The following is a 24,896-nucleotide window of genomic DNA, read 5'->3' as shown; positions in this document are numbered from 1 at the left end:
ACTTGGGGATAGCCGCCGTGCGGACACCGCCCCCGCCAGCTCCGGTTGCGCTCGCTGTCAGGCACCTTGATCGAGCTGCAGCCGTCGAACGACACCGTCCGATACGGGCCGAACCGTACCCCCGGTGTGTTCGGCTGGGCCAACGGCCCAGCCAGCACCTCGAACAACGCCCGCACCGGCGTGCTGCCGAGTCTGCGGCGCAGATCACGTAGCGCTTTCGTGCTCGGGCAGACGATCGGCATCCCCGACAGGCCGGCGGTCAGCTTGTCCCAGACCAGCCGGTAGCCGATCTCGGGGAACAGGCACATCGCCAGGAGGAAGTAGATGCCGACCCGCGAGGGCAGATCACGCAACCGCCGCTGTACGGTCCTGGTCTCGGACAAGACCGCGTCGACCAGCTCGAACGGCATGATCGGCGTCAGTTCTCCCAGATGTCCGGGAGCGAACCGGCCTGCGGCCACAGTCACCGTACGGGTGATGGCCGTCAGCGCCGACGGCGAGACACAATGAACAGGCAACGGAGCTCCTTGCGGGACAAGCTGTCTTGGACGACTGCCTGTACCAACGAGCTCCGTTGCTCCACGTCGAGAACCCGTCAACACCCCTTGCGTGACCTGCGAAAACGCTAACTACCCGGCCTTGGAAGTTTCCCCGTGATCCTGGACACTCGATCTCTATGCCGCGAGGGCGTGCTGGTGGTGCTGCCTGGCCGGTCAATTCGTGTGTGAGGCCGGAGAGTCACTCGTCCGGGGGCAAGGGAACGATCCTGTCAGCGAAGACGGCGTATGACCGGCCGGGGTGTGGCACGGTCCGGTCATGAAGTTGATCAGCGCCCTGGCCGCAGCAGCCGTGGGTGCCGTACTCGTTGCCGGGCCGGTGCCCGACGCGTCGGCACAGCGGCATTGGAACAAGAAGACGAAGTGCGAGGAGACCGATCCCGAGGGTCGGGTGATCCCTACTCGGTACGGCAACGGCGATCTCGGCTGGAACCATTTCTCAGGCAAGCACAACATCAGGAAGTGTCGAGTCGTCGACGCGGCTCTGGCCGGGAAGGTGGACAAGAAGAGCGGGGGGCGCCTGGAGTACTACGGAGTCGCCCGCAACGGCACCCGGTTCGTCAATATCGTGGTCATCGTGCAGTACGCCCGCCGCACCGCGGACGGCGAGTACGACGCGGGCAACGGCAAGAAGATCGGCGTCATCACGGCCTACTGCAAGGGCGTCACCAAGTGCCCGAACTGGATCAACGAGTGAGCGGGCTGTGCGGGGAGACGGTCGAGCAGCAGGCGTACATCACACGCTTCCTTCTCGACTACACGGCGGTGCCTCTCGTCGGCGGGACCTGCCTGCGCGGGGTGCTGCCGACGCGGGACGCGGTCCGGATCGTGACCGGTACTGGCGACGCCGTGGCACCGAACGCGCTGGTCGCCTACGAGGTACCGCTGGTGGACGACGAGGACGAGCCGGTCACCGCCCCGCTGGTGCTGGGCTGGACACGAACGCTCACAGCCGGCGGCCCCCCGCATCCGGACGCGTCCGTGATGGGCATGGCCCTGGTCCGGGTGGACACCTCCGTCGTCGAACCCGCTCCGCCGACAAGTTCGGACCGAGTGCTGCGCGTACTGCGAACACTGGCCTGGCCGTTCACCGAGTCACCACCGAGCCCCCCGCTGTGCGGTTTCCTCCTCACGGGGCAGGACAGCATGCGGCTCTACATCGCGGTCGGGGAAGCCGACGGGCCGGTCGCGGTCGATGTGCGCCTCACCGGCGCGCTGACCGCGCTGCTCGCCGCACTCCCCACGCTCGTACGCGAGAAGGAACGCTGGACGACCGACGGAACCGACCCGCACTGCGCCCACGCGGTCGACCTCACCACCTGGTGACAACCGGGCAGCGCGTACCGGCACGGGCCCGGAACCGGCCACGCCCGGCCCGACGGTGGTGGTGCGCGCTTCGCCCGTGCGTGCGAGCTCGCCCTGGGCCGTCCGTGCCGGTCTGCGTCCGTCGCCCAGAGGCCGTATCGGATATTTCCGACGCGGCCTCTGGGCCGTTCCCGGGGCCGGGGCAACTCCCCGCCGTTGTACCCGCGGAGTGCAACCTCTCTTCTTCCGCACCGAGTTGCCCGGGGCCGAATGCGACGTGACGGCACTCGGGCCTGTGCGGCGGATCAGGGTCGGACAGGGCACGATCGGTGCATGGAGAATCGACCGAGAACCTTGCCCGCCGCCCCTGTCCGCCTGGCCGGGCGACGGATCGTGCTCAGGGAGTGGGACGAGGAGGACATCCCCGCGCTGATCGAGATGTACGACGACCCGGAGATCAGCCGCTGGACGCCCGTACCTTCGCCGTTCGACGCGGACGCCGCCCGCCAGTACCTCGGGCGGGCCCGTGAGGCGCGGGCCGAGGGGCGTCGTATGCAACTGGCCATCACGGCCGACGGCGGGCAGCCCCAGGGCGAGGTGCTGATCTGCCAGGACGACCTGGACGACAGGGACATCGAGCTCGCCTACGGCATCGGGCCCCGGTACCGGCGCCGGGGACTGGCGTCCGAAGCGGTCACGGTCGCCACCGAATACGCCGTTCAGCGTCTCGACGCGCGGCGGGTACTGCTCCGGATCGAGGCCGGCAACGCCCCGAGTGCCGCCGTGGCGCGATCGACCGGATTCCGGCCCACCACGGATGAGCCCGTCGCACGGGAGGCGAAGGGGCGGCAGGTGCTGCTGCGGACCTGGTGCCGCGGGAACGGCGAACCGGCATCCTGACAGCGCGGGCCGTCCCAGGGCCACTACGCTGGAACGCAGCAGCGCACAAACGGTTCAGAGCGTACAAAACCGCGCGGAGAGGTGCGGTGGCCTCCGGGAGGCATGATGAGCCAGCAGCCGGTCCTTCTTCCCTACGCCGATCCGGCCTTCGTGGCGGACCCCTTCCCGGTCTACCGGCAACTGCGCGAGGACGGCCCGGTACGGCGCGCCGTCATCGCCGGCGGCCTGGACGCATGGCTGGTCACACGGTACGAGGACGGCCTCGCCGCACTGTCCGACCCGCGGCTGAGCAGCGACGTCCGCGATGCGTCGGACCCCCGGCTCATCGAGCGGCTGCCCGCCACGGACCGCGAGTCCGCACTGCGCAACATGCTCCGCACCGATCCCCCCGACCACACCCGGCTGCGCCGGCTGGTGTCCAAGGCGTTCACCGCGCACAGGGTGGCCGGGCTGTGGCCCCGCGTCCAGGAGATCGCCGATGGGCTGCTCGACGGGATCGGGCCGGACGGCCGCGCCGACCTCGTCGAAAGCTACGCGCTGCCGCTCCCGGTCACCGTGATCGGCGAACTGCTCGGCGTACCCGTCACCGACCGGCACGAATTCCAGCGGTGGACCGACGACCTGGTCCTGCAAGGGGCCGGGCCACCGGACCCGGCCCGGACGGACGAGGCATGGCGGAACATGCGCGGGTACCTGACCGGGCTCATCGCAGCCAAGCGGGACCGCCCCGGAGACGATCTGCTCAGCGCGCTGGTGACCGCCCGGGACGAGGAGCGGAGCCTGGACGAGGACGAGCTGATCGCCATGGCCTTCCTGCTGCTGGTGGCCGGGTACGTCACCACGGTCAACCTGATCGGCAGCGGCATCGCGGCGCTGCTCGTCCACCCCGACCAGCTCCGGATGCTGCGGGACGACCCGGCGCTGCTGCCGGGCGCGATCGAGGAGTTCCTGCGCTACGACGGACCGGTCAACCCCGGCATCGCCCGGTTCGCGCGCGAGGACGTCACCATCGCGGGCGTGGACATCCCGCGCGGCGCGACCGTGCTCGTCGCGTCCGCCATCGCCGACCGCGACCCGGACCACTTCCCCGACCCCGACCGCCTGGACATCTCCCGGCAGGACAACGCCCACCTCGCGTTCGGGCACGGCATCCACTACTGCCTGGGGGCGCCGCTGGCCCGGCTGGAGGGGCAGATCGCCATCGGCACCGCGCTGCGCCGCCTCCACCACCTGGCCCTGGCCGTGCCGCCCGGGGAACTGCGGTGGCGGCCGGGAGTGCTGCGCGGCCCCGAGCGGCTGCCCGTCACCTTCACCGCCGACGCCCCGGACTGAGGACCGGCGCCGCGCCCGGTGGCCGGGTCAGCCGAGGAGCTTGGCCAGGAACGCGTCGAGATTGGTCCTGGTCCGCTCCACCTGCTCCTCCAGCGTCAGGGTCTCCTTGAAACGGGCGCCGGGCGCCGCGGTCCTCTTGCCCCGGACATACAGCGAGCAGGCGAGGTCGGTGCAGATGTACAGGCCGACCGCATTGCCCTCGCGCCCCGCGACGCCGGTCTTCCGGGCGGTCATCAGCGAGACGCCGCTCCCCGGGTGCGTGGTGAGGCACAGCGAGCACATGCTCCGGTGGAGGAAGCCGCGCTGCCGGGAGGGGAAGCGGAGCGTCACGCCGATCAGTTCGTCGCCGCGTTCGGTGACGATGTAGCTGCGTCCGGGGGCGGAGAGATCCCGCCACCCCAGGAAGTCCAGATCGTCCCAGGGCTGCTCGTCGAGATCACGGGGCAGGGGCAGACGTTTCGCCTCCCCCTTGGAGCAGTTGGCGAACGATGCGCGGATGTCCTGCTCTGTCACGGCCTTCATGCGGGGGACGCTAGCTCTGCCTATGACCACTAGGCAAATGATTAATAGGGCAAGGTTATGCGTCGTCCACGGTGCCCTCGGTGTCCGCGATGGCCAGCCGGTGCGCGGGCGGGTGCTCGATCGGGAGATCGGGACGCCAGGCCGCGAGCACCTGGGCGGAGGGGCCGAACAACGGCTCCGGGAGGGCGTCGAGCCCGGTCCACTGCCAGGTGCTGATCAGATGGGGCTCGGTCACCCGCGGGCTCGCCGACCGCAGGGTCACCGCGGCGCCCATCGATACCCGGTTGATCCCCCCGACCACGTCGTGGAGCATGGCGAAGACGCGCACGTCCTTCGCGTCGGCCTCCAGCCCGGTCTCCTCCCGGAGCTCACGGACGGCCGCCTCGGCGATGGACTCGTGGTTCGGGTCGACCTTGCCGCCCGGCAGTTCCCAGGTCCCGCCGTGGTGCCTGCCGAGGAGTACCCGTCCCTGGCCGTCCTGCACGATCACACCCACGCCGAGCGCCGCCTGCGCCTGCGGCGGGCGGGTGTTGCGGGAAGAGGTGTCCGCGGGCGTGGTCTTCATGGTGCTCCCTGTGCTGCTCGCAGGTGGGGGAGTGCGCGGGCGCGGGGCCCGGCACTCCGGTCGTACGTGGCAGCCTACGGACCACCGCGCCGCCGCCCTGCACGCGGACCGGCAGGACGTCAGAGGGCCAGCCGCAGCGATGTGGCCGAGATGCCGAGCCGTACCGTCTGACCCCATGTCAGTTCCATTGCGTCCGCCTCCATCCCGTCTCCGAAGACCACCACCCGGTCGGACTCGACGGTGAGCCTCAGCCCCTGCCCGCGCCTCAACTCGCCGGCGACCAGCGAGGTGCCGGTGGCGGGGGAGGGCCAGGCCTCGCGGACGAACCAGAGGAGGCGAGGGTCGGTGGGCGCCGGGAGGCGGAGTTCGCTGCGGCGCTCCTGCCACAGCGAGCGGAGCCAGCCCGTGGCGCCGGTGCCGGTGCCGACGAGGACGCCGGAGGAGGCCTGCGGCTCGGCGGCGGCGTCGGGTGCGTCCGGGCCGAGCCGGTAGCGGGCGGTCTGATGGTCGGGCGGGCCGAGGTAGATCTCGTTGAGGGCGAGGAGGCGCTGGGTGTCGTCGGCCACCGCCTCGACCATGGTGAGTTCGTCCGCCGCGCCTCCGGGGGACGCGGCCGCCCGGAGCAGGGCGGCCGCGTCGCGGGGCCGGTGGCGGACGAGCACGCCCGGATTGCGTCCGGGCTCGGTGTCGATGCCCACGACGGGCTGGCCGGAGAGGTACTTGGCGGCGTTGGCGACCAGCCCGTCCTGTCCGACGACGACCACCACGTCCTCCGGCCCGAACAGAAAACGGTCGAGGTCCGCGCGTTCCACCCGCGACTGCCGCCACTGGAGCGGTACGGCGGACGCGACATCGGCGAGGGCCTGCTGGGTCCGCTGGTGCCGCCGGGCCACCTCGTCGATGGACCGGCCGCGACTGGAGAGGAAGAAGGCGGCCTGTCCGTGCGTGCCGTGCCGGGCCAGCAACTCCTCGTACTCGGTGGTGCGGTGGACCAGGACCGCGCGCGGGGCGAGGCTCATGCCCGGGTCTCCGGGCCGGTGCTGCCGAGCTTGCTGAGCAGGCCGGTGAGTACGTCGGGGGAGAGGGTGAGGCTGTCGATGCGCGGCAGGTTCTCGGCGAGCCTGGTCGCCGCGAGGGCGTGCAGGGTCGCGGCGTCCACCTCGCCGTGCACCCGCAGCCAGGCCGCCTGGGACTCGGCCCGCGCGGCGCCGACCTCGCGGGCGGCTTCGGCCTCGGCGCGGGCCAGTCGCACCTTGCGTGCCGCCTCGGCCTCGGCGCGTACCCCGTCGGCCGCTGCGTGCTCCTCGGCCTCGCGGCGGGTGTTGGTACCGCGCTGCTCGACCAACTGCTCCTCCCTGCGAGCCAGTTCGATCTGGCTGGCGAGCTCGTTCTCGGCGATGGCCCGTTCCCGCTCCACGGCCACGGCGCGGCGTTCATAGGTGGCCCGGTCGGCCTCCTGCTGGATCTGCTCGCGGGCAGGGGTGCGCAGGGCGCGCTCCACCTCGGCCTCGGGGCGGATGGCCACCACGCGTACCGCGACCACGTCGATACCTGTGGCGGGCAGCCGCGGTTCGGCGGCGAGCCCCGCGGCGACCCGGTCGCGTACCGACGCGACACCGTCGACCAGCGCCTCGGCCAGCGCCGTCCTGGTCAGTACGTCGAGGGTGTGCTGCTGGGCGGTCTCGGTCAGCAGGGTGGCGATCTGCTCCAGCGGGGCGCCGCGCCAGACCCCGGTGTCCGGGTCGACCGAGAAGTCCAGCCGGGCGGCGGCCTCGGCCGGGTCGCTGATCCGGTACGTCACGGTGGCCTGGACGGTGACGTCCTGGAAGTCGGACGTACGGGCGTGGAACGCCATCGCCAGCTCCCGGTCGTTCACCGGGACTTCCGAGAGTGCGGCACTCAGTGAGCGGTACCAGAAGCTCAGCCCCGGCCCGTCGTGGGCCAGCCGGCCGCGCTTGTGGTGGCGGATGTGTGCGGTGGGCGCGGAGCGCAGATGGCGCCAGCCGAAGCGCCTGGTGATGTCGGCCATGTCGGGCCCCCCTTTGTTCTCGTCGTGAAGACGATAACGGGGCTGATGATTATCGTCAAGAGGACGAGAAAGGGTGCTCGCCGGCCTCGGCCGTCGAGCCCCGTGCTGTTGCGAGAAATCTGGCCGGAACCTCGCCCCCGCCGTGCACCGCCAGATCGGCTCCGTTGACGTAGGAGGCCAGGTCGCCCGCCAGGTACAGGCAGGCGCGGGCCACGTCGTCCGGTGTCGCCATCCGCCGCATCGGGATGACCCCGGCCAGCGCGGCGCCGCCGTCCTCGCCGTAGACCGATGCTGCACTCTCCGTGCGGACGAGTCCGGTCGTGATGTGGTTGACGCGAACCTTCGGCGCCCACTCCAGGGCCAGCGCCCGGGTCAGCGCGAGCAGTCCGGCCTTCGCGGCCGTGTACGCGGCCGTGCCCGGCTGCGGGGTGTGCGCGGAGACGCTGCCTATGTTGACGATCGAGCCTCCGGCGTCCTGTTCCCGCATGACCCGGTTGGCGGCCTGCGCCACATGGAACGGGGCCAGGAGGTTGAGGGCGATGATCTTCTCCACGAAGCGCGGTGACACGGTGGCCGCGTCGGCGTCGGGGGAGCCGCCCGCGTTGTTGACGAGCACGTCCAGCCGTCCGAAGCGATCCGCCGCCGCGTCGACCAGCGCCGCGGCCGCCGCCGGGTCGCGGACGTCGGCCGACCGGAAGTGCGCCCGGCGGGTGCCGCTCCCGGGCAACTCGGGCGGTTCGCCGCGGCCGCAGACCAGGACGTCCGCCCCGGCGGCGAGAAACGCCTCGGCGATCACGGCGCCGATGCCCTTCGTGCCACCGGTGACGATCACGGCCCGCCCCGTGAAGTCGATGGGATTGCCGATGTCCATGGGTCCGCCCCGCCGTCTTCCGTCCTGCACGGTCGGGTAAATCTACCAACTGTTTGTTTGGTGGAACAGGTGCGAGAACCGCGGGCGGCCGGTGAGTCCCCAAGGAGTCACCGGCCGCCCGGATGGTGCGCCGCCCCCGTCCCCACGGTGCGGCGCCTGCGGGTCGTCGTCATCCGCTCGGACAACGGCCCACGTCTGTTGGGACAGCCCTCAGTGCGCGGGCGCACTCAGTCCGAGCGAGGGAAGGATCGCGTTCTCCACGAACCGGGTGAGATACGCCTCGTCCGCGTTCTTTCCCTCCAGCAGTGGCCGGGCGCGCATCACGCCCAGGAGCTGTGCGGAGACGAACTCCGCCGCCGGGTTGTCCGGCCGGATCTCGCCACGCTCCACGCCGCGCCGGACCATGGCGTCGATCGCCGCCAGTCCGGGCGCGATCAGCACCTCGCGCAGCGCGCACAGCAGCTCGGGGCTCTGCAGCGCGGCATGGCTGAGGGCGTGCACCAGCGGGGTGTCGCGCCCCGAGCCCGCGCCGATCGACCGTGCCGCCTCACGCAGATCGCCCGCGAGGCTGCCGGTGTCGATGTGCGGAAGCAGTGCCTGCCGGGTGCCGTGCAGTGCGGCCACCACCAGTTCGGGCTTGGAGCCCCACTGCCGGTAGAGCGTGGACTTGCCGCAGCGGGTCCGCGCGGCGACGCCCTCCATGGTGAGCGCCTCGTAACCGGACTCTCGCAGCATGTCGAGCACGGCCGCGTAGAACTCCTGGGCCCGCTCCGGCGTGATCTTCGAGCGGCGCGGCGTGTGTGCCGGTTCCTGTGCGACTTCCTGCGGCGACATGTGTCTTCCCTCTCGGCGAGCTGCGACGAGGTCCTTCGATACGCCAGTGTACCGATACGCGCGTGTACCGATACGTTCGCGTATCGGTACACTGGCGTATCGATGCGGCATGGACTGGACCATGCCGCCGTAACACCGCTTCATCAGCAAAGGGGCACCGGGTGATGTACGCCGGTAGCGAGCCAGCAGATCGGGAGCCGGACAGTTCTGCCCGACCGCCCCTCGTCCGCGAACTTCTTCTGGTCGTGGGTCTCTTCGTGATCTACAAGATCGGCCGCCGGGCCGCGAACGGTCACGTGGACGAGGCGTACCGCAATGCCGGAGACGTCTGGGACTTCGAACGCGCCGTGCACCTGCCCGGCGAGGGCGCCGTCCAGAGCCTTTTGCTGCACAACGAGACGCTGATCCACCTCGCGAACACCTATTACGCGACCGTGCACTTCCCGGCCACGCTGCTCTTCCTCGTGTGGCTCTACTGGCGCCGACCCCGCCACTACGTCTGGTCGCGCCGCATCCTCGCCGCACTCACCGGCGCGGCGCTCGCCCTCCACCTGCTCTTCCCGCTCGCCCCGCCGCGGCTGCTGGACGCCGCCGGACTGGTCGACACCGGCCAGGTGTACGGACCGACGGTGTACGGGGCGACTCCGGCGACCGACTCGATGGCGAACCAGTTCGCCGCGATGCCCTCGCTGCACTTCGGCTGGGCGGTGATGGTCGCCGTCGGGCTGAACGTCGCGACCCGGACGCGATGGCGCTGGCTGTGGCTGCTGCACCCGCTCATCACCCTGCTGGTGATAGTCGGCACGGCCAACCACTACTGGCTCGACTCGATCGTGGTCTCGGCGCTGCTCGCGGTGGCCCTCGCGGCACTGCGGCTGCCGCGCACGGATCCGGTACGGGCCCCTCTCCCGTGGCCGTCCACGACGGGCGAACCCGCGCCGTCGGCCGTGCCGTACGCCACCGAGCCCGCCGTCCCGGCCGCGTACGCCTCGACCGGGGCGCGGCGATGAACGCCACCGTGATCGCCGTCGCGCTGTCCCTGGTCTCCGCCGCCGCCTACGCCTCGGCCGCGGTGGCGCAGGCGCGGCTCGCCGGGCGGACCGAACCGGACGCCGGGGTGCTGCGGCTGCTCGGACGAGGCGCCTGGTGGTCGGCGGTCGCGCTGAACGCCGGTGGCGCGCTGCTGCATGTCGCGGCGCCACTGGACTGTCACGTACAGAAACGACCCACCTACGGACCCGGCTTCTCTTCCTGATCCAGTGCCCGCGTCAGCCAGCCGATCCAGAAGTTCTCCAGATCGATGCCGCCGCGCAGCACCAGGTGGCGCAGCCGGTCCTCCTCGGAGCTCCGCTCGGGCGGGAAGTCCCGCTCCTCGATCTCCAGATACTGCGCCAGCTGCCGGCGATGCAGCCCCAGATGGCGGCGGAGCTCCGCATCCAGACCAGGTGCCCCGACGACGGCCGCGGCCCGCATGCGCAGCAGCAGCGGATCCCGGACCTGCTTGGGGTCCTCGGAGCGGGCCACCCATGCGGAGAGCGCCTCACGGCCCGCCGGCAGCACCTCGTACTCCTTCTTCTGCCCCCGGGCGGGCTGCTCCGAAGGCAGCGCGCGGATCTGCCCGGCCTGCTCCAGCTTCCCCAGCTCCCGGTAGATCTGCTGGTGCGTGGCGGACCAGAAGTAGCCGATCGACCGGTCGAACCTGCGGGTCAGCTCAAGCCCCGACGACGGCTTCTCGAGCAGGGCGGTGAGAATCGCATGCGGGAGTGACATGGGGTGCATCCTATGGACGGCCGGCCGCGGCCCCGTGGTACGGGGGCCGGTCCCCGCGCCACGAGGCCGGCGCGTCACAGCGAGGCCGCGAGCTCCGTGCCCTGGCGGATCGCCCGCTTGGCATCCAGTTCGGCCGCCACGTCGGCGCCGCCGATGAGATGCGCCGTACGGCCTGCGGCGAGCAGCTCCTCGTACAGGTCGCGGCGCGGCTCCTGACCGGCGCAGACCACGATCGTGTCGACCGGCAGGACGTGCTGCTCGCCGTCGACCGTGAGGTGCAGGCCCTGGTCGTCGATCCGGTCGTAGGCGGCGCCCGCGATCATGGTGACGCCGCGGTGGCGCAGCTCGGTGCGGTGGATCCAGCCGGTCGTCTTCCCCCGCCCCGCGCCGACCTTGCCGGTCCTGCGCTGGATCAGGTGGACGGTCCGGGGGGTCTTCGCTCGTTCCGGGGCGCGGAGGCCGCCGCGGTCGCGGTAGCCGGTGTCGACGCCCCACTGCCGGAAGAACACCTCGGGGTCGCGGCTCGCCCCGTCGCCCGGGTCGGTGAGGAACTCGGCGACGTCGAAGCCGATGCCGCCCGCCCCGATGACCGCGACCCGTTCACCGACCGGGGCCCCGTCGCGCAGGACGTCGAGGTAGCCGACCACGCTGGGGTGGTCCTGGCCCGGTATCGCGGGGGAGCGCGGGGTGACGCCGGTGGCGAGGACGACCTCGTCGAAACCGTCGAGCGCGCCGACTGCGACCCGCGTACCGAGCCGGAGCTCGACCTTCTCCTCCCGGAGCCTGGTACGGAAGTAGCGCAGCGTCTCGTCGAACTCCTCCTTGCCGGGGACCCGGCGCGCCACGTTCAGTTGGCCGCCGATCTCCTCGGCCGCGTCGAACAGTGTCACCCGGTGCCCGCGCTCGGACGCCGAGACGGCGCACGCGAGACCGGCGGGCCCGGCGCCCACGACCGCCACCCGCTTCGCGGTGCGGGTCGGCGACAGGGTGAGCTCGGTCTCGTGGCAGGCGCGCGGATTGACCAGGCAGGAGGTGACCTGGCCGCTGAAGATGTGGTCCAGGCAGGCCTGGTTGCAGCCGATGCAGGTGTTGATCGCGTCGGCGCGGCCCTCGGCGGCCTTGGCGACGAAGTCGGGGTCGGCGAGGAACGGCCGGGCCATCGACACCATGTCCGCCCGGCCCGAGGCGAGGATCTCCTCGGCGACCTCGGGCGTGTTGATGCGGTTGCTCGTCACCAGCGGCACGGAGACGGCCCCGCGCACCTTCTCCGTGACCCAGGTGTAGGCGCCACGCGGCACCGAGGTGGCGATGGTGGGGATGCGCGCCTCGTGCCAGCCGATCCCGGTGTTGATGATCGTCGCCCCGGCCGACTCGATCTCGCGGGCGAGACGCACCACTTCCTCCAGCGAGGAACCGCCCGGCACCAGGTCCAGCATCGACAGCCGGTAGATCACGATGAAGTCGCTGCCGACCCGCTCACGGACCCGGCGCACGATCTCGACGGGGAACCGGATGCGGTTCTCGTACGAGCCGCCCCAGCGGTCGGTGCGGTGATTGGTGGCCGCGGCGATGAACTCATTGATCAGGTAGCCCTCGGAGCCCATGATCTCGACCCCGTCGTACCCGGCGCGGCGGGCCAGTTCGGCCGCCCTCGCGAAGTCCTCGATGGTCTCCTCGACCTCGTCGTCGGTGAGGGCGTGCGGGGTGAAGGCGCTGATCGGCGCCTGGATCGCGCTCGGCGCCACCAGAGCGGGGTGGTGTGCGTACCGGCCGAAGTGCAGGATCTGCATGGCGATCCGGCCGCCCGCTGCGTGGACGGCGGCGGTGACCCGCGCGTGCTGCTCGGCCTCCGCCTCGGTGGTCATCTTGGCCCCGCCGGGGAAGGAGCAGCCCCGGGCGTTGGGGGCGATGCCACCGGTGACCATGAGGCCGACGCCGCCCCGGGCGCGCTCCGCGTAGAAGGCGGCCATCCGCTCGAAGCCGCGCTCGACCTCTTCGAGACCGATGTGCATCGAACCCATCAGCACCCGGTTGGGGAGGGTGGTGAACCCCAGGTCGAGCGGGCTCAGCAGATTCGGGTACGGGCTCATGCGGCGGCTCCTCGCGCAGTGTCGGTTGCGCCAGTTGTAGACCACCGGAACGCCATTGTGCAACAAGTTGCACAATGGCGTGGGTCTCAGTGCCGCGCACGGCCCGTCCCCCGAACGGCGTAACACCAGGACCCGTCGGCGGCCCGTGGCGCGGAAAGTGGAAGCGCGGCATCCGCCCGACGCGGTGCGACCGCACATGCTTACCCCGCCCACCCCCGAACCCCTGCGGAGACACCCATGGCCTGCCTCGACCGGCGTGACCTCGGCCTGCTCGTCCTGCGCGTCGGCACCGGCGCGGTACTGGTCGCGCACGGCACCCAGAAGCTGGCCGGCTGGTTCGGCGGCGGAGGCATCCAGGGGACCACCGCCGCGATGGAGGCGATGGGCTTCCACCCGCCGAAGCACAGCGCGGTCGCCGCCGGGCTCGGCGAGGCGGGCGGCGGAGTGCTGCTGGCACTCGGCCTCGCCACCCCGGCGGCCGGCGCGGCCGCGGCCGGGGCGATGGCGGGCGCCGTGGCCGTCCACGCACCCGCCGGATTCTTCGCGCAGGGCGGTGGCTACGAGTACCCGGCGTTCCTCGGCTTCACCGCCGCGGCGATCGGCCTGACCGGGCCCGGCCGCTACTCCGTCGACCATGCCACCCGGCATGTCTTCAACCAGCCGTGGATGGTCGCCCTGGCCTTCGCGGGCAGTGCCGTCGCGGCGGCGGCCGTGGTCGGCAGGCGCGCCAGGGGGCGGGTCGCGGTCGACCCCGACGCGACCTGACCGCCCGGCGGGACAGGGACCGGACGGCACCCCAGGGAGGGAGCCGCCCGGTCCCGGATCCGCTGCGCTGCTTGCGGAAGGGCGGCGACGCGGCCGGGGAGGCGTTCCTGGCGTGCTCCACTCCGGGCTCGCACCGTGGAAGTCCTTGTCCAGCGGGGTGTCCCAGTCCACCTCGGTGACCGGGTCGTACGCGTCGACCCGGACGGCTCACCCGGTGAGCGTGCCGTCGCCCGGCTCGGTGACCACTGCTACGAGGGTGACGGTGTGCTGTTCCTGTCGCAGACCGACGGCTGGGCCGAACACACCCTCGACGGCCGCCGCCTGACGGTCGACATCGCCGTGTACCCCGCCCCGCCGGCGCGGACGGGTGCGGACCTCGTCGCGTTCCCCGGCCGCTCGTCCGCCGACCCGGAGGCGGTGCTGGTCCTGCGGGCGGAGACCGAGGCGGACCCGGAGCTGTACGCGCGGGCGGCGCCCGCGGTGTTCACCGGGGCCCCGGACCGGGCGCCCGACGCCGACTGGCCGATGCTGCTGGCACCCCCGCCCGAGGAGTGAGGAGGCCGCCGGACGCGGTCCGGTCTCCGGACCGGTTCCGCGGCCCGGGAAGCCGCCGCTGATCAACGGTCTCCGGATTGATCAACGGCCCCCGGACCTTTTAGATTGACCAACCGATCCTTGACCGAAGGCTGTTGGAGGCTCACGGTGGCCGAAGTATTCCTGTTTCATCACGCCCAGGGCCTGACCCCCGGTGTGACCGCTTTCGCGGACGCCCTGCGCGGCGAGGGGCACACCGTGCACACCCCCGACCTGTACGACGGCCGCACCTTCGACACCCTGGACGCGGGACTGGCGTACGCGGAGAAGACCGGCTTCGACGAGCTGCTCGACCGCGGCGTCCGGGCGGTGGCGGACTCACCGGCGGAGCTGGTCTACATCGGGTTCTCCCTCGGCGTGCTGCCCGCCCAGAAGCTGGCACAGACACGAGCCGGCGCCCGCGGCGCCGTGTTCGTCCACTCATGCGTGCCGACATCGGCCTTCGGGGCGTGGCCGTCGCGGCTCCCGGTCCGTGTCCACGCCATGGAGGCGGACCGCCTGTTCACCGACGAGGGCGACGCGGACGCCGCCCGCGCCCTGGCCGACGAGGCCCCCGACGCCGAACTGCACCTCTATCCCGGCGATCAGCACCTGTTCGCCGACAACTCGCTGCCGTCCTACGACGCCGAGGCCGCCGCGCTGCTGCTCGACCGCACGCTGGCCTTCCTCCGCTCGCTGGACACCGGCCACCGGGACGTATGACACAGGTCCGGCCGACGGGAGGGCCGCACCGCCCACCCCACCGACGAGGGGCACGCCCATGGGCTCTCCGCCGGCCAGGTCCCACACCCGTGCCGTCTTGTCGTCACTGCCGGTGACGGCAACACCGCGGCCCTCCGCCACCGTTGTCGCCGGTCCGCAGTGCCGCCGCCTCGGTGACCGCGCCGCGGACGTGGATGAAGATGCCCGCGGAACCGGAGACGATCGAGCCCTGGCTGCCTCAGGGGTGGGTCGTGGCCTGGGAGGAGACCGGGCATCTGATGGCCCTGGACCTGATGGCTACGAACCCGGCCGCGCCCGAGGGATACACCACGACCCTGGAGTCCGGCGGAGGAGTCATCTGTGTCCGGGGACTGGATGCGGCGGGCCGGCAGGCGGCCAAGGGGCAGATGGCAGTCCTCGGGGACGAGGTGGCCGTGGACCGGGTGGTGACCGAGGAGGCCCACCGGCGGCGCGGGCTGGGCGGCTTCGTGATGCGTACGCTCGCCGACCGCGCGCTGGAAGAGGGCGCGGTCCTCGGCGTTCTCGGTGCGACCGACGCCGGGCGCGCGCTGTACGAGACGCTGGGCTGGAAGAAGTACGCGACGCTCGCGGAGTGCGTCTACCGGCCCGGGGAAGCGCCCCCGCGTTCGCCCACCGCTGAGCCATAGGCCACCGCGCCCGAACCTTGCCGGGCCGCGCGCGGTGGCCGTCCACCGGGTCGCTCCGGACCATTGCCGGCTGCGCCGAGCGGCCGCGTTCGACCCTCGCCGCAGTCGGTCTCGCCCTGGCCGCCTGGCTCACCCAACGGCCCAATGCCGAGGTCGACCGCCGGGACTGCGCGCCGTCCTCGCTGGAACCGGTGCCTGGGCCTCGGAGCCGCTGGTGCTACCTCGGCCTCGTGTAGGCCCGTAGTCGCTCCTCGCGGCTTGTCAGACAACAGCTCGCACAGCGCACCGCCTCCGCACCCGTGTAGTACAGACAGCAGGTGTTGCGGAGATAGACCAGCCGCTCCGGGCCGTCCGGCGCTCGTCGGACCCGTACCACCTCGCCCAGCGTCGCGAGTCCGCCGGGTGCGGTGTCCACGATCTGCCGCCAGCGGGCCGCCAGCAGATCCACCCGCGCGCCGTACGCGCACAGCGCTGTGGCGCAGCCATGGGCGATCCCTCCACTCAACTGCCTGGCCCCGGCGCGGGTACGACGGTGCAGTGCATCGGCGATGGGCAGCAGATGCCCATCGAGCACGGTGCGGTGCAGCAGCCGTACGGAGTCCTCCCCGGCCCGGGGCACCAGCAGCCGGGCTCTGCGCACCCGGACTCCGTCGATCCCGTGCGTGGCGGGGCGCACCAGGACATTGCCGGACCGCATGTCCGGGACCTCGTCGTACAGCGCCCAATGGAGCACGGCGGCGGCAGTGACCCAGCCCGCGTACACCGCCATCAGGGTCAGCGCGGTCGCATGACCGGTGCGGTGGCCGCTGCCGGTGCGCTCGCGCTCCAGCAGACTCGACAGCTCCATGCCCGCCGGATCGGCCAGTCGGTCGGCTGCCAGCCACAGCCCTGCTTCGCTCGCGGACGGTTCGCCTTCGGTGACCTGCCAGCGTGGCCCGTGCGGCAAGGGCGTCCAGACGGGGGAAGTGTCGTCACTCATGACAGCGGGAGGTAGACGACGTTGGGGGAGCCGGTGACCGGGTGGACGCCGATCCGGGATCGTATCCCGTAGACCTCGGCCAGCAGTTCTTCCGTCAGTACCGCGTGCGGGGAGCCGGACGCCACCAGTCGTCCGGCGCTGAGGACGAACAACCGGTCGCAGTAGGAAGCGGCCAGGTTGAGGTCATGCAGCACCAGCAGATTGGTGGTGCCCAGGGTTCTCACCAGGCCGAGGATCTCCAGCTGGTAGCGGATGTCCAGATGGTTCGTGGGTTCGTCGAGCGCCAGCAGCCCCGGTTCCTGGACCAGGGCGCGGGCGATCAGGGCCCGTTGCCGTTCCCCGCCGGACAGCTCTTCGAACCGCCGGTCGGCCAGCGGCGCCGCGCCGACGCGCTGGAGCGACTGGTCGATGCGGCGGGCATCGCCGGCGTCGTCCTGCTCCCAGAACCGTTTGTGCGGGCTTCGGCCCATCGCCACGACCTGGCGTACGGTCAGGCCGAAGGTGCCGGGGCTGTCCTGCGGTACGACGGCGACGCGGCGGGCCCGTTCCTTCACACCGAGGGCCGCGGCGTCCGCTCCGTCCAGCAGGACCCGACCCGCTGCGGGGCGCAGGGCGCCGTACACACAGCGCAGGAAGGTGGTCTTGCCGCTGCCGTTCGGCCCGACCAGGCCGACCGTCTCGCCGGGGGCGGCGTCCAGCGTGACCGCGTCGAGCAGGGTACGGCCGGCCACCTCGTAGCTGATCCCGTCGGCGGCGAGCGCCGTCGGGGACGGTGCCGGGCTCATCCGGTGATCCCTTCGGTACGGCTGGAGCGGCGCAGCAGCCAGAGGAAGAACGGGCCGCCCACCAGGGCAGTGATCACCCCGGCGGGAATCTCTTCGGGGGCTGCCACGGTCCGCGCCAGCAGATCGGCCAGCAGCAGGAAGACGGCCCCGCCGAGCGCGGTCACCGGCAGCAGCCTGCGGTGGGACGCGCCGACGACCAGCCGGGCGGCGTGCGGAATCATCAGGCCGACGAAGCCGATTGCCCCGCTGTAGGCGACCAGCACGCCGATGATCAGTGACACCAGCACGAAGACCCCGCCCCGGAAGCGTCCGGGGTCCAGGCCGAGGCTGCGGGCCCCTTCCTCCCCGGTCAGCAACAGATCCAGCGGACGGGCCAGGCTGATCAGGAGTACGGCCCCGACGCCCAATACCACAGCGGGCAGTGCCAGTTGGTCCCAGCGGGCGCCACCCAGGCCGCCCAGGGTCCAGAACAGGATCGCCCGCACATGCTCGGCCCGGGAGGACAGCACCAGGATCAGGCTGGTGAACGCGGACAGCACGTACTGGATCGCCACCCCGGCCAGGATCAGCCGGCCCGTTGTCATGGTGCCGCCGCGCCGGGCCATCGCGTAGACGGCGACCAGCGCGGCCATGGACCCGGCGAACGCGGCAATGGGCAGCGCCACGTCGGTGGCCGCCCCGGCGCCGACCCCCAGCACGACGACCACGGCGGCGCCCGCTGACGCCCCGGACGAGGTGCCCAGCAGAAACGGATCGGCCAACGGGTTACGCACCAGCGCCTGGAGCACCGTGCCCGACAGGGCCAGCCCGGCGCCGACGACGGTCCCGAGCAGCACCCTGGGCAGTCGTACCTCCCACACGATCGTCGGGTACGCACCGGTGCGTTCACCACCCAGGACCGTACTCAGTACCTCGCCGGGCGGAATCCGTACCGGGCCGAGCGCCAGACCGGCCACAGCCGCCGCGAGCAGCAGCACAGTGAGGACGCCGATCACGACGGGGGGCGAGCGGAGTACGGACTTCGGGCCGGGGCGGGCGGACTCCGCGCTCACGGTGTGCCGGGGTGCAGCTGCCCGGCCAGGTCCTGCACGGCGTCGGCCACCCGGACACCGAGCACGGCCGAGGACAGCGGGAGTACCGCGAACTTCTTGTTCCTGATCGCCGGCACGTCCGCGAGTGCGGGATCGTTCAGCAGCCGCTTCTTCTTGGCCGCCACGGTAGTGCCTCCGTAGTCGTAGATCACGACCACCTCGGGCTTGCGCTTGATGACCTGCTCCCAGGACACGTCGCCGAAGGTGGCGTCGAGGTCCGTGAAGACGTTCCTGCCTCCGGCGAGCCGGACGATCTCGTTGCCGATGCCCTTACCGCCCGCGGTGAACGCGGAGCTGTCGCCGGAGTCGTACACGAACACCGAGGGAGGTGAGGAGCCCTTGAGCTCTGCCTCGACCGTCGTGATCTTCTGCCGCTCCTCGGCGATCAGCTTCTCGCCGCGTTCCGGTACGCCGAAGGTCCTGGCGACTTGGGTGATCTCGGTGGCGAGCTGATCGATACCGACCTTGCCCTCGGTGCAGTTCTCGATGTTCAGCCGGGTGTTGATGCCGTCCTTCTGGAGCCCCGCCCGGTCCTGGCCCTTGGCCTTGTCGAAGGCGCTGTTGTACCCGCCGTAGACGAAGTCGGGGTTGGCGCCGAGCAGCACCTCCTTGGAGGGGTACTCCTTCGCGAGCACCGTGGTCCTGGCGTACGCGGACCGGTACTCCGGCAGGATGCTGTCGTCCAGGTAGGCCGTCCCGGCCAGCCGGTCCTGAAGTCCGAGGGCCAGCATGATCTCGGTGACGTGCTGGTTCATGGTGACGACCCGCTTCGGCGGGGCGTCGAAGGTCGTCTTCGTACCGCAGTTGGTGACCGTGTAGGGAAAACCGTCGGCGGCCGGTGCGGCCTCTGCCTTGCGCTCGCCGTTCGTGCCGGAGCCGCAGCTGGTGAGCGGCAGGAGAAGCAGCGGTATGAGCGCGAGTGGTACACGGCGGATCCGGAGCATGGCCGAGCCTTTCCGGGGGATGTCCTCGTCCCCTGGGTTGTACGAGAAGGCGGCGCGGCCAGTATCTGGCTTCCGGGCTGCTGCAGCCCGGTCACAGTGGCGGGACCGTACCGGATTCACACCGGTTTCCTGACGCGCGTCGCCTGAGTTTTCGGAGGCCATTCTGTCAGACCGCGTATTCCGGCAGGGCCTGCCCCATGCGCTGCCGGCCCCGGTCGACCCCGGACGCCGATGTCCGCTACGACCGAAGGCATCTGATCAATGTTCAGGCTGTTGTGGTGTCGGTGATCAGGTGTCGCTTGCATCCCTTGATCTTCTTGCCGGCGTCGATGCTCTGGCTGGTCTCGGCAACGTTTCCCGAGGCCTTTGTTCTCTGCGATCTACGAGTCCAAGGTGTGCGGTTGTACAGTGAAGAACGCCCTTGACCTGCAAAAATGCAGGCAGGGAGCCTACGCCCAGGAGTGCCTTGATGATGCGTACAATGTTCAAGTCCAAGATCTAACGCTTGGCCATCTGTGCAGGTCAGAGGCATGATGAGGCCGCTCGGGTCAGCAAACGGTCAGCATCGGACCGAACGGCCTCCGGGCGGACGTCCGCCTACCGGCCCCCACGACGCCTCGAACGGCAGGTCCTCATCGTCCGCGACCACGTCCTGTCCGGACGGGTGTTCTCGTCCGCAAGGAGATGGGCGTCGCCTTGACAGCCTGAGTGCCTCAGTGGCGGGCCCAGATCCGCAGGACGCACTGGGAGGTCATCCGGGAGCGGGCCAGCCGCGACCACGCGGCTCTCAAGCCGCTGCCGCCGACCCCGTGTCTGATGACCCAACGGCACCTTCGGCCGGTCGGCAAGGACTACCTGGTCGCCTTCGAGGGCAATCTGACGGTTTCCAGGTTGTGGTCGCTGCGAAGGCGGGTGCCAGCACGGCGCCGACTTTAAGCCGATATGCGGAAGGCATCGAAGACGGCCACAGTCGGTCGGAGCGGTTCTGGAACGGCCTCGATGCGGCGCTTGCGCCGATCGACGGCGAGCCGTTCGGCCTTGTCGGTGGGCAGGGCAGAGCGCGCGGATGGTGAAGAAGTCCTCACGGGCGAAGGGACCCCATCGACCGTCTGGGCCTTCGGGATCGCTCCAGCAGGGCCTGGGTCGAGTTGGAGGGCTCGTCGTCCAGGAATCGGCCCAGGTCGGTGACGAGGCCGCAGGTCCGGGCGACGCAGAATCGGGCCGCGACATTCGTGACGAAGTTCTCGAGCCAGGCGGGCGGATCGGTGAGCTGGTCCCGGAAGCGCTTGCCGCGGATGAGGGGCGTTCGGGATGTCTCTGCCAGCAGGCCGAGCACAGGCCCGGTCCGGCATGTCGCAGCGGTTGGCCGCGCTCGCGGCATCCGCGGTGGCTGTTTGGGTGGAACCGGGCGCGAGCACGACCTGCATCAGCTGGTGCCCTCCCGCAGGTGACCCGGCTTGCCGCAGCGCGGGCAGAACTGTTGGGTCGCGAGCCGCTCGGCCCTGCGGCGGCAGTCCCGGTGCACAGCCGGTTGCCAGCCGAGCGGACCGGATGGCCGCATCGGTCGCAGAAGCGTGAGCATGCGACGCACTGGCCGGTCTCCTCTCGTAGGACACCGGCCAGCGATCAGGGACGCCTCGGGCGCCCTAGAAATAGCCACAAAATTCGGTACACGGAGTAAGTAATCGCATCCACTGTTAACGCCGTCAACGAATACATGTATTGATAGCGGCATGAGTGCTGTGTACGGTTGGCCGTGTGATGGACACTCCCGCCCCAGAGGCCAACCCACTGGTCACCGGCTCCGAGATTGCCAGGCTGGCGGGCGTCACCCGCGCCGCCGTCTCGAACTGGCGGCGACGTTACGACGACTTCCCCACGCCGACCGGCGGGGGTGTCAACAGTCCGCTGTTCGATCTGGCTGAGGTGCAGGCCTGGCTGGACAGGCAGAGCAAGGGGCAGGAAGTCTCCGTGGAGGTGCAGCTGTGGCAGGCGCTGCGCGGAGTGTACGGCGACGACATGCTCGGCGGGCTCGTGCATGTCGCCCGTCTCCTCACCGAGGGAGAGGCATGTGAGGAGCTTCCGGCGGACGTCGTCCGGCTCGCGCGGGATCTGGCCGAGAGCGGTGGCGCGGCAGAGGCGGTGAGCGTCCTCGCGGAGCGCTTCACCGACTCCGTACGCCGGGCCGGATCGGACCAGGTCACCTCACCGCGCGTCGTCCGTGCCGTATGCCACTTCGCCGGTGAGATGGCACCTGGCGCGACTCTCTTCGACCCAGCCTGCGGGATCGGCTCCCTCCTGCTCGCCGTCGGTCCCGAGCACGGTTCCAGGCGCTGCGGGCAGGAGTCCGACGCCAACAGGGCCATGTTCGCGCGACTGAGAGCCGACCTCACCGGGCGCATCGGTGTCGGCATCGTCACGGGAGACTCCCTGCGTGACGACCAGTGGACGGACCTCAAGGCCGACCTGGTTGTCTGCGATCCGCCAGTCGGTGAACCCGACTGGGGGCGTGAGGATCTGCTGCTCGACTCGCGCTGGGAGTTCGGCACCCCGTCTCGTGCCGAAGGCGAACTCGCCTGGTTGCAGCACGCCTATGCGCACACCGCGCCCGGCGGTCGTGTCCTCATGGTCCTGCCCGCCTCGGTCGCCTACCGCAAGGCGGGCCGTCGCATCCGCGCCGAGCTCGTACGACGGGGCATCCTCACCCAGGTCACCGCCCTTCCGTCCGGTACGGCGGCCTCGCATGCGCTTCCGGTCCACCTCTGGCAGCTGCGTCGTCCGCGGACCCTCGGGGATGCCGTCACCAGTGTCCGCATGGTCGATCTGACGGCGGGCGATCCGGACGGCTCACTGGAACCGGCCCCCGAGCAGATGGCGGAAGTTCCCCTGATCGATCTGCTTGACGATGCCGTGGACCTCACGCCCGGCCGTCATGTCGAGGATTCCCATCGCGACTACGCGGTTGAGTATCAGACCTTGCGACGGGAGCTGACCGAGCAGGTGAGGCTGTTGGCGGAGTTGCTGCCGGCGTTGGTCGAAGGCGATGGTCCCAGCTCTCTGGACGGACCTACCGTCAGCGTCGCTGACCTCGCGCGCGCAGGGCTCGTCGAGTACGGCGATCCGGAACCGGTCTCGATCAGCGACCAGCTCGACACCGACTACCTTCAGGGCTTCCTGCGCAGCGCGGCCAACACCCGGCGCTCCACGAGCACCAGCGGCACCTTCCGCCTCGACGGCAAGGGCGCCCGCATCCCGCAGATGGACATCACCGAGCAACGGCGGTACGGGGCAGCCTTCCGCGCGCTTCAGGAGTTCGAGGAGCGAGCGCGGAGAGTGGTGGAGCTGAGCAGGGACGCGGCGACACTGGCCAGGGACGGGCTCGGCAACGGCGCGCTCGCCCCGGAAAGCTGACGGGGAGCGTCACATCGCTTGCCCTGTACGCCGATTCGTTTACGGCACGAACGAACTGGCCGACCCGCTCCACGTAACCGCCAACGCCTCCCGCGCACGCGTGCACGCCACGAACAGCAGGCACCGCTCCCGCAGCAGATCCGAGTCGCGCTGCAGCGCGTCCACGGAGGCCGGTGTCACCTCGCGGGCGAACGGCACCGCGCTTGCCGTCACTCCCAGGACGGTGACGCAGCGGAACTCCAGCCCCTTCATGGCGTGCATGGTGGCAAGCCGCACCCCGTCCGCGCCGGGCCCCGGGTTGTCCCTGACCCGGACCACCGGGATCCTGGCCGCGGTCAGCTTGTCGTACGCCTTGTCGAGCAGCACGTTGAAGCGGGCGCACACCCCGACTCCGACGGCCGGATGCCTTGGTTGATCCAGCCCTCGACGCGCTCGACGAGCGCCGCGACCTCCGCCTGCTCGGAGCCGTACCCGTCCACGTGGGGCCTCCGGCCGTGCAGCAGGGAGCGGTAACCGGCCAGGCTGTCGCTTCCCTCGCCGCCCAGGTCGTCGACCGACACCGGGCTGAGGATGCCGGTCGACCAGATCAGGATCTCCTCCGTCGACCGGTAATTGATGCGCAGACGGTGGGTGCGGCCGGCCACCGAGATGCCCAGGGAGCCGAGCGACACCTTCGAGTCGTAGATGCGCTGGTGCGGGTCGCCTGTGATGAACAGGTCGTCGCTGCCGGGTGCCACCGCGCCGCGCAGGACACGCCACTGCGCGGGGTGCAGATCCTGCGCCTCGTCGACCACGACGTGGTCGTGCGTGGGCGCCGACCCGGCCAGGAGGTCGGCCGCACGCGCACACACCTTCAGATGCGTGGTGGCCTTCTGGGCATGCAGCATCGACTCGAACAGCTCGACGGGCGACCACAGTTGGTCGCGTCGCGCCGACGGCAGCGCCCTGCCGCGCCCGCGCCGCAGGGCGCTGCGGTAGGTGTCAGGTGTGCGCAGGTCCTGGGCGAGTACGACGTGTCGGTACTCCTGAGCCAGGAACTGCTCCGTCCACGGCAGCCCCAGTTGCTTGACGACACGCTGCCAAAGCTGCCGTTCCTCCCGATCGTTCATGGGAGATGGGGCCTTGCCGTCGAGGTGGGTCACGACGTTGTGCGCGTAGGCGTTGACCGTGGTCACATCGACGCGGCCGAGCAGCGCGTCGTCACCGTCCAGGAGCAGGGACAGGTTCTCGCGCAGTGAGCCGGCCAGGGCGTTGGTGTACGTGGTCAGCAGGACGCGGGTGTCGGGCGAGCGCGTGAGGAGATGCTTGACGCGGTGCAGGGCCGCGACCGTCTTGCCCGTGCCGGGACCGCCGGTGATCTGGACCGGGCCGCCGTACGACACCCGGTAGGCGACGCGGCGCTGTGAAGGGTGCAGGAAGACCTGCCAGGCCGTGAACGGCTTCTCCAGGATGTCCGCGAGCTCTTCGGGGCCGGTGACAAGGGTGATGCGGTTCGTGGTGTTGGCGATGGCGACGGCGACGGCGAGGCTCTCGTCGGGGTCGGGGCCCGCGTCGACCGGACGGCGGACGGCGACCACGTCCCGGTACACCTCGTCGGGGCCGAACCCTTCGGCGAGGTACTGGAGCACCTCGCACTGGTCCTCCGGCAACAGTGTCTCGAACGCCTTGAGCTGAGCCTTGTCGATGATGGTCCGCACCGCACGCAACACTTGCTCGTCGATCCCCAGTTCGCGCAGCACGGTGTCCGAGTACTTCGCGAAGAGCAGGGAGTCGGCGGCGGCAGCCGCCTTCTCCAGGGCCGGGGTCAGCTGCTCGATGGCGACCACGTTGCGGACTTCGAGCGCGCGAGTCGCGGAGTTCGTCGTGTACAGCCGTTTGGCGGCCCAGGTGTATGCGTCGTCGTGCCGTACGACGTTGACGAGCAGGAACACATCACTGCCGTCATCCGGGGCGAGGACGACACCGCGCTAGAAGTCGTTGATGCGGTGGTCCGCATGCGTGCGTCCTGCGCGTTCTGCACGGACTCGAGGTGGAGCCTTTTGTCCGCGTGCAGTTCGGGCACGGAGAGCAGCTGGAACTTCTGCATCGCCTTGCGTACGCCTGCTTTGACGGGCTTCTCCAGGACGTCGTAGCTCTCCCAGAAGCTGTTGGCGAACGCGAGCTGCGGCACGAGGTGAACTCC

24 protein-coding genes, 2 pseudogenes and 1 riboswitch are annotated in these 24,896 nt (G+C 70.8%); of the genes and pseudogenes, 11 read left to right on the top strand and 15 right to left on the bottom strand.

Going from position 1 to position 24,896, the window contains the following annotated elements:
* A partial coding sequence (locus BT364_RS36055; RefSeq protein ID WP_371268691.1) for a transposase domain-containing protein occupies positions 1-518 on the bottom strand: 518 nt, incomplete at its 3' end.
* Between the two features lie 298 nt (positions 519-816).
* On the opposite strand from BT364_RS36055, the gene BT364_RS40625 reads away from it, so the two are divergent.
* The 4 genes from BT364_RS40625 (at position 817) to BT364_RS36035 (ending at position 4,094) form a co-directional block, all read left to right on the top strand.
* On the top strand, positions 817-1,254 hold the full coding sequence (locus BT364_RS40625; protein WP_256260378.1) for a hypothetical protein: 438 nt from the start codon (positions 817-819) through the stop codon (positions 1,252-1,254).
* Positions 1,230-1,883 (top strand): hypothetical protein, encoded by a 654-nt coding sequence (locus BT364_RS36045; protein ID WP_143166606.1) that lies wholly within the window; start codon positions 1,230-1,232, stop codon positions 1,881-1,883. Before BT364_RS40625 ends, BT364_RS36045 begins: the two co-directional genes overlap by 25 nt.
* 312 nt (positions 1,884-2,195) lie before the next feature.
* The gene (locus BT364_RS36040; protein ID WP_072489395.1) at positions 2,196-2,762 is read left to right on the top strand and encodes a GNAT family N-acetyltransferase; all 567 of its coding nucleotides are present in this window, start codon (positions 2,196-2,198) and stop codon (positions 2,760-2,762) included.
* 105 nt (positions 2,763-2,867) lie between these two features.
* A complete protein-coding gene (locus BT364_RS36035) occupies positions 2,868-4,094 on the top strand; it encodes a cytochrome P450 family protein (RefSeq protein WP_072489400.1) in 1,227 nt (408 codons plus the stop codon).
* A gap of 27 nt (positions 4,095-4,121) precedes the next feature.
* On the opposite strand, the gene BT364_RS36030 is transcribed toward BT364_RS36035, so the two are convergent.
* The 6 genes from BT364_RS36030 to BT364_RS36005 all read right to left on the bottom strand — a co-directional run bounded on the left by BT364_RS36030 (position 4,122) and on the right by BT364_RS36005 (position 8,915).
* Entirely contained in the window at positions 4,122-4,616 is a 495-nt protein-coding gene (locus BT364_RS36030) for an FBP domain-containing protein (RefSeq protein WP_072489394.1), read from the bottom strand.
* A 55-nt stretch (positions 4,617-4,671) separates the two neighbouring features.
* A complete protein-coding gene (locus BT364_RS36025) occupies positions 4,672-5,181 on the bottom strand; it encodes a nucleotide triphosphate diphosphatase NUDT15 (RefSeq protein WP_072489393.1) in 510 nt (169 codons plus the stop codon).
* Positions 5,182-5,300: 119 nt separating this feature from the next.
* The gene (locus BT364_RS36020) at positions 5,301-6,200 is read right to left on the bottom strand and encodes a hypothetical protein (protein ID WP_072489392.1); all 900 of its coding nucleotides are present in this window, start codon (positions 6,198-6,200) and stop codon (positions 5,301-5,303) included.
* Positions 6,197-7,210, bottom strand: a complete 1,014-nt coding sequence (locus BT364_RS36015; protein WP_072489391.1) for an SPFH domain-containing protein — start codon at positions 7,208-7,210, stop codon at positions 6,197-6,199. Before BT364_RS36015 ends, BT364_RS36020 begins: the two co-directional genes overlap by 4 nt.
* Positions 7,211-7,265: 55 nt before the next feature.
* Complete coding sequence (locus tag BT364_RS36010; protein WP_072489390.1) at positions 7,266-8,081, bottom strand: SDR family oxidoreductase; 816 nt, start codon at positions 8,079-8,081, stop codon at positions 7,266-7,268.
* Between the two features lie 210 nt (positions 8,082-8,291).
* On the bottom strand, positions 8,292-8,915 hold the full coding sequence (locus BT364_RS36005; protein ID WP_072489389.1) for a TetR/AcrR family transcriptional regulator: 624 nt from the start codon (positions 8,913-8,915) through the stop codon (positions 8,292-8,294).
* Positions 8,916-9,076: 161 nt separating this feature from the next.
* On the opposite strand from BT364_RS36005, the gene BT364_RS36000 reads away from it, so the two are divergent.
* Together BT364_RS36000 and BT364_RS35995 are read left to right on the top strand one after the other, a co-directional pair.
* Positions 9,077-9,925: a phosphatase PAP2 family protein gene (locus BT364_RS36000; protein ID WP_072489388.1), complete on the top strand. Its 849-nt coding sequence runs from the start codon at positions 9,077-9,079 to the stop codon at positions 9,923-9,925.
* Positions 9,922-10,113 (top strand): annotated as a pseudogene (locus BT364_RS35995) (hypothetical protein); the annotation flags it as partial. The gene BT364_RS36000 and the pseudogene BT364_RS35995, both read left to right, overlap by 4 nt.
* A gap of 32 nt (positions 10,114-10,145) precedes the next feature.
* Here the strand turns inward: BT364_RS35995 and BT364_RS35990 are convergent.
* Together BT364_RS35990 and BT364_RS35985 are read right to left on the bottom strand one after the other, a co-directional pair.
* A complete protein-coding gene (locus tag BT364_RS35990) occupies positions 10,146-10,685 on the bottom strand; it encodes a PadR family transcriptional regulator (RefSeq protein ID WP_072489387.1) in 540 nt (179 codons plus the stop codon).
* Between the two features lie 74 nt (positions 10,686-10,759).
* Positions 10,760-12,775, bottom strand: a complete 2,016-nt coding sequence (locus BT364_RS35985) for an NADPH-dependent 2,4-dienoyl-CoA reductase (RefSeq protein ID WP_072489386.1) — start codon at positions 12,773-12,775, stop codon at positions 10,760-10,762.
* Positions 12,776-13,012: 237 nt separating this feature from the next.
* On the opposite strand from BT364_RS35985, the gene BT364_RS35980 reads away from it, so the two are divergent.
* The 4 genes from BT364_RS35980 (at position 13,013) to BT364_RS35965 (ending at position 15,504) form a co-directional block, all read left to right on the top strand.
* Positions 13,013-13,540 carry a DoxX family protein gene (locus BT364_RS35980; protein ID WP_072489385.1) on the top strand — a complete coding sequence of 176 codons (528 nt, stop codon included), beginning with the start codon at positions 13,013-13,015 and terminating at the stop codon, positions 13,538-13,540.
* A gap of 135 nt (positions 13,541-13,675) precedes the next feature.
* Positions 13,676-14,095, top strand: a complete 420-nt coding sequence (locus BT364_RS35975) for a hypothetical protein (RefSeq protein ID WP_072489384.1) — start codon at positions 13,676-13,678, stop codon at positions 14,093-14,095.
* A gap of 147 nt (positions 14,096-14,242) precedes the next feature.
* Positions 14,243-14,836, top strand: coding sequence for a dienelactone hydrolase family protein (locus BT364_RS35970; RefSeq protein ID WP_072489383.1), 594 nt, complete (start codon positions 14,243-14,245; stop codon positions 14,834-14,836).
* 194 nt (positions 14,837-15,030) lie between these two features.
* Positions 15,031-15,504 carry a GNAT family N-acetyltransferase gene (locus BT364_RS35965; protein ID WP_079179816.1) on the top strand — a complete coding sequence of 158 codons (474 nt, stop codon included), beginning with the start codon at positions 15,031-15,033 and terminating at the stop codon, positions 15,502-15,504.
* Between the two features lie 217 nt (positions 15,505-15,721).
* Here the strand turns inward: BT364_RS35965 and BT364_RS35960 are convergent, their stop codons facing one another.
* From BT364_RS35960 to BT364_RS35935, 5 genes are all read right to left on the bottom strand, one after another.
* Positions 15,722-16,483, bottom strand: a complete 762-nt coding sequence (locus BT364_RS35960; RefSeq protein WP_072489381.1) for a (2Fe-2S)-binding protein — start codon at positions 16,481-16,483, stop codon at positions 15,722-15,724.
* Positions 16,480-17,268, bottom strand: coding sequence for an ABC transporter ATP-binding protein (locus BT364_RS35955; RefSeq protein ID WP_072489380.1), 789 nt, complete (start codon positions 17,266-17,268; stop codon positions 16,480-16,482). Before BT364_RS35955 ends, BT364_RS35960 begins: the two co-directional genes overlap by 4 nt.
* On the bottom strand, positions 17,265-18,320 hold the full coding sequence (locus BT364_RS35950; RefSeq protein ID WP_072489379.1) for a FecCD family ABC transporter permease: 1,056 nt from the start codon (positions 18,318-18,320) through the stop codon (positions 17,265-17,267). The genes BT364_RS35955 and BT364_RS35950 overlap by 4 nt, the downstream gene beginning before the upstream one ends.
* A complete protein-coding gene (locus tag BT364_RS35945) occupies positions 18,317-19,303 on the bottom strand; it encodes an ABC transporter substrate-binding protein (RefSeq protein ID WP_072489378.1) in 987 nt (328 codons plus the stop codon). Before BT364_RS35945 ends, BT364_RS35950 begins: the two co-directional genes overlap by 4 nt.
* Positions 19,304-19,323: 20 nt before the next feature.
* Positions 19,324-19,460: riboswitch (adenosylcobalamin (AdoCbl) riboswitch) on the bottom strand.
* A 924-nt stretch (positions 19,461-20,384) separates the two neighbouring features.
* Entirely contained in the window at positions 20,385-20,639 is a 255-nt protein-coding gene (locus tag BT364_RS35935) for a hypothetical protein (RefSeq protein ID WP_072489377.1), read from the bottom strand.
* Positions 20,640-21,064: 425 nt separating this feature from the next.
* On the opposite strand from BT364_RS35935, the gene BT364_RS35930 reads away from it, so the two are divergent.
* The gene (locus BT364_RS35930) at positions 21,065-22,714 is read left to right on the top strand and encodes an N-6 DNA methylase (protein WP_072489376.1); all 1,650 of its coding nucleotides are present in this window, start codon (positions 21,065-21,067) and stop codon (positions 22,712-22,714) included.
* 39 nt (positions 22,715-22,753) lie between these two features.
* Here the strand turns inward: BT364_RS35930 and BT364_RS35925 are convergent.
* Positions 22,754-24,884: pseudogene (locus BT364_RS35925) on the bottom strand (UvrD-helicase domain-containing protein).
* Positions 24,885-24,896 lie beyond the last annotated feature (12 nt).

It is taken from the genome of Streptomyces atratus (assembly GCF_900119365.1).
Taxonomy (GTDB): domain Bacteria; phylum Actinomycetota; class Actinomycetes; order Streptomycetales; family Streptomycetaceae; genus Streptomyces; species Streptomyces atratus_B.
The sequence above is the reverse complement of the archived record's forward strand: the minus strand, read 5'-3'. Positions and strand labels throughout refer to the sequence as shown.

Excerpts from the sequence above, each read along its gene's own strand:
- BT364_RS40625 (WP_256260378.1), top strand. The coding sequence starts at position 817 with ATGAAGTTGATCAGCGCCCTGGCCGCAGCAGCCGTGGGTGCCGTACTC.
- BT364_RS36040 (WP_072489395.1), top strand. The coding sequence starts at position 2,196 with ATGGAGAATCGACCGAGAACCTTGCCCGCCGCCCCTGTCCGCCTGGCC.
- BT364_RS36035 (WP_072489400.1), top strand. The coding sequence starts at position 2,868 with ATGAGCCAGCAGCCGGTCCTTCTTCCCTACGCCGATCCGGCCTTCGTG.
- BT364_RS36030 (WP_072489394.1), bottom strand. The coding sequence starts at position 4,616 with ATGAAGGCCGTGACAGAGCAGGACATCCGCGCATCGTTCGCCAACTGC.
- BT364_RS36025 (WP_072489393.1), bottom strand. The coding sequence starts at position 5,181 with ATGAAGACCACGCCCGCGGACACCTCTTCCCGCAACACCCGCCCGCCG.
- BT364_RS36020 (WP_072489392.1), bottom strand. The coding sequence starts at position 6,200 with ATGAGCCTCGCCCCGCGCGCGGTCCTGGTCCACCGCACCACCGAGTAC.
- BT364_RS36015 (WP_072489391.1), bottom strand. The coding sequence starts at position 7,210 with ATGGCCGACATCACCAGGCGCTTCGGCTGGCGCCATCTGCGCTCCGCG.
- BT364_RS36010 (WP_072489390.1), bottom strand. The coding sequence starts at position 8,081 with ATGGACATCGGCAATCCCATCGACTTCACGGGGCGGGCCGTGATCGTC.
- BT364_RS36005 (WP_072489389.1), bottom strand. The coding sequence starts at position 8,915 with ATGTCGCCGCAGGAAGTCGCACAGGAACCGGCACACACGCCGCGCCGC.
- BT364_RS35990 (WP_072489387.1), bottom strand. The coding sequence starts at position 10,685 with ATGTCACTCCCGCATGCGATTCTCACCGCCCTGCTCGAGAAGCCGTCG.
- BT364_RS35985 (WP_072489386.1), bottom strand. The coding sequence starts at position 12,775 with ATGAGCCCGTACCCGAATCTGCTGAGCCCGCTCGACCTGGGGTTCACC.
- BT364_RS35980 (WP_072489385.1), top strand. The coding sequence starts at position 13,013 with ATGGCCTGCCTCGACCGGCGTGACCTCGGCCTGCTCGTCCTGCGCGTC.
- BT364_RS35965 (WP_079179816.1), top strand. The coding sequence starts at position 15,031 with ATGAAGATGCCCGCGGAACCGGAGACGATCGAGCCCTGGCTGCCTCAG.
- BT364_RS35960 (WP_072489381.1), bottom strand. The coding sequence starts at position 16,483 with ATGAGTGACGACACTTCCCCCGTCTGGACGCCCTTGCCGCACGGGCCA.
- BT364_RS35955 (WP_072489380.1), bottom strand. The coding sequence starts at position 17,268 with ATGAGCCCGGCACCGTCCCCGACGGCGCTCGCCGCCGACGGGATCAGC.
- BT364_RS35945 (WP_072489378.1), bottom strand. The coding sequence starts at position 19,303 with ATGCTCCGGATCCGCCGTGTACCACTCGCGCTCATACCGCTGCTTCTC.
- BT364_RS35930 (WP_072489376.1), top strand. The coding sequence starts at position 21,065 with ATGGACACTCCCGCCCCAGAGGCCAACCCACTGGTCACCGGCTCCGAG.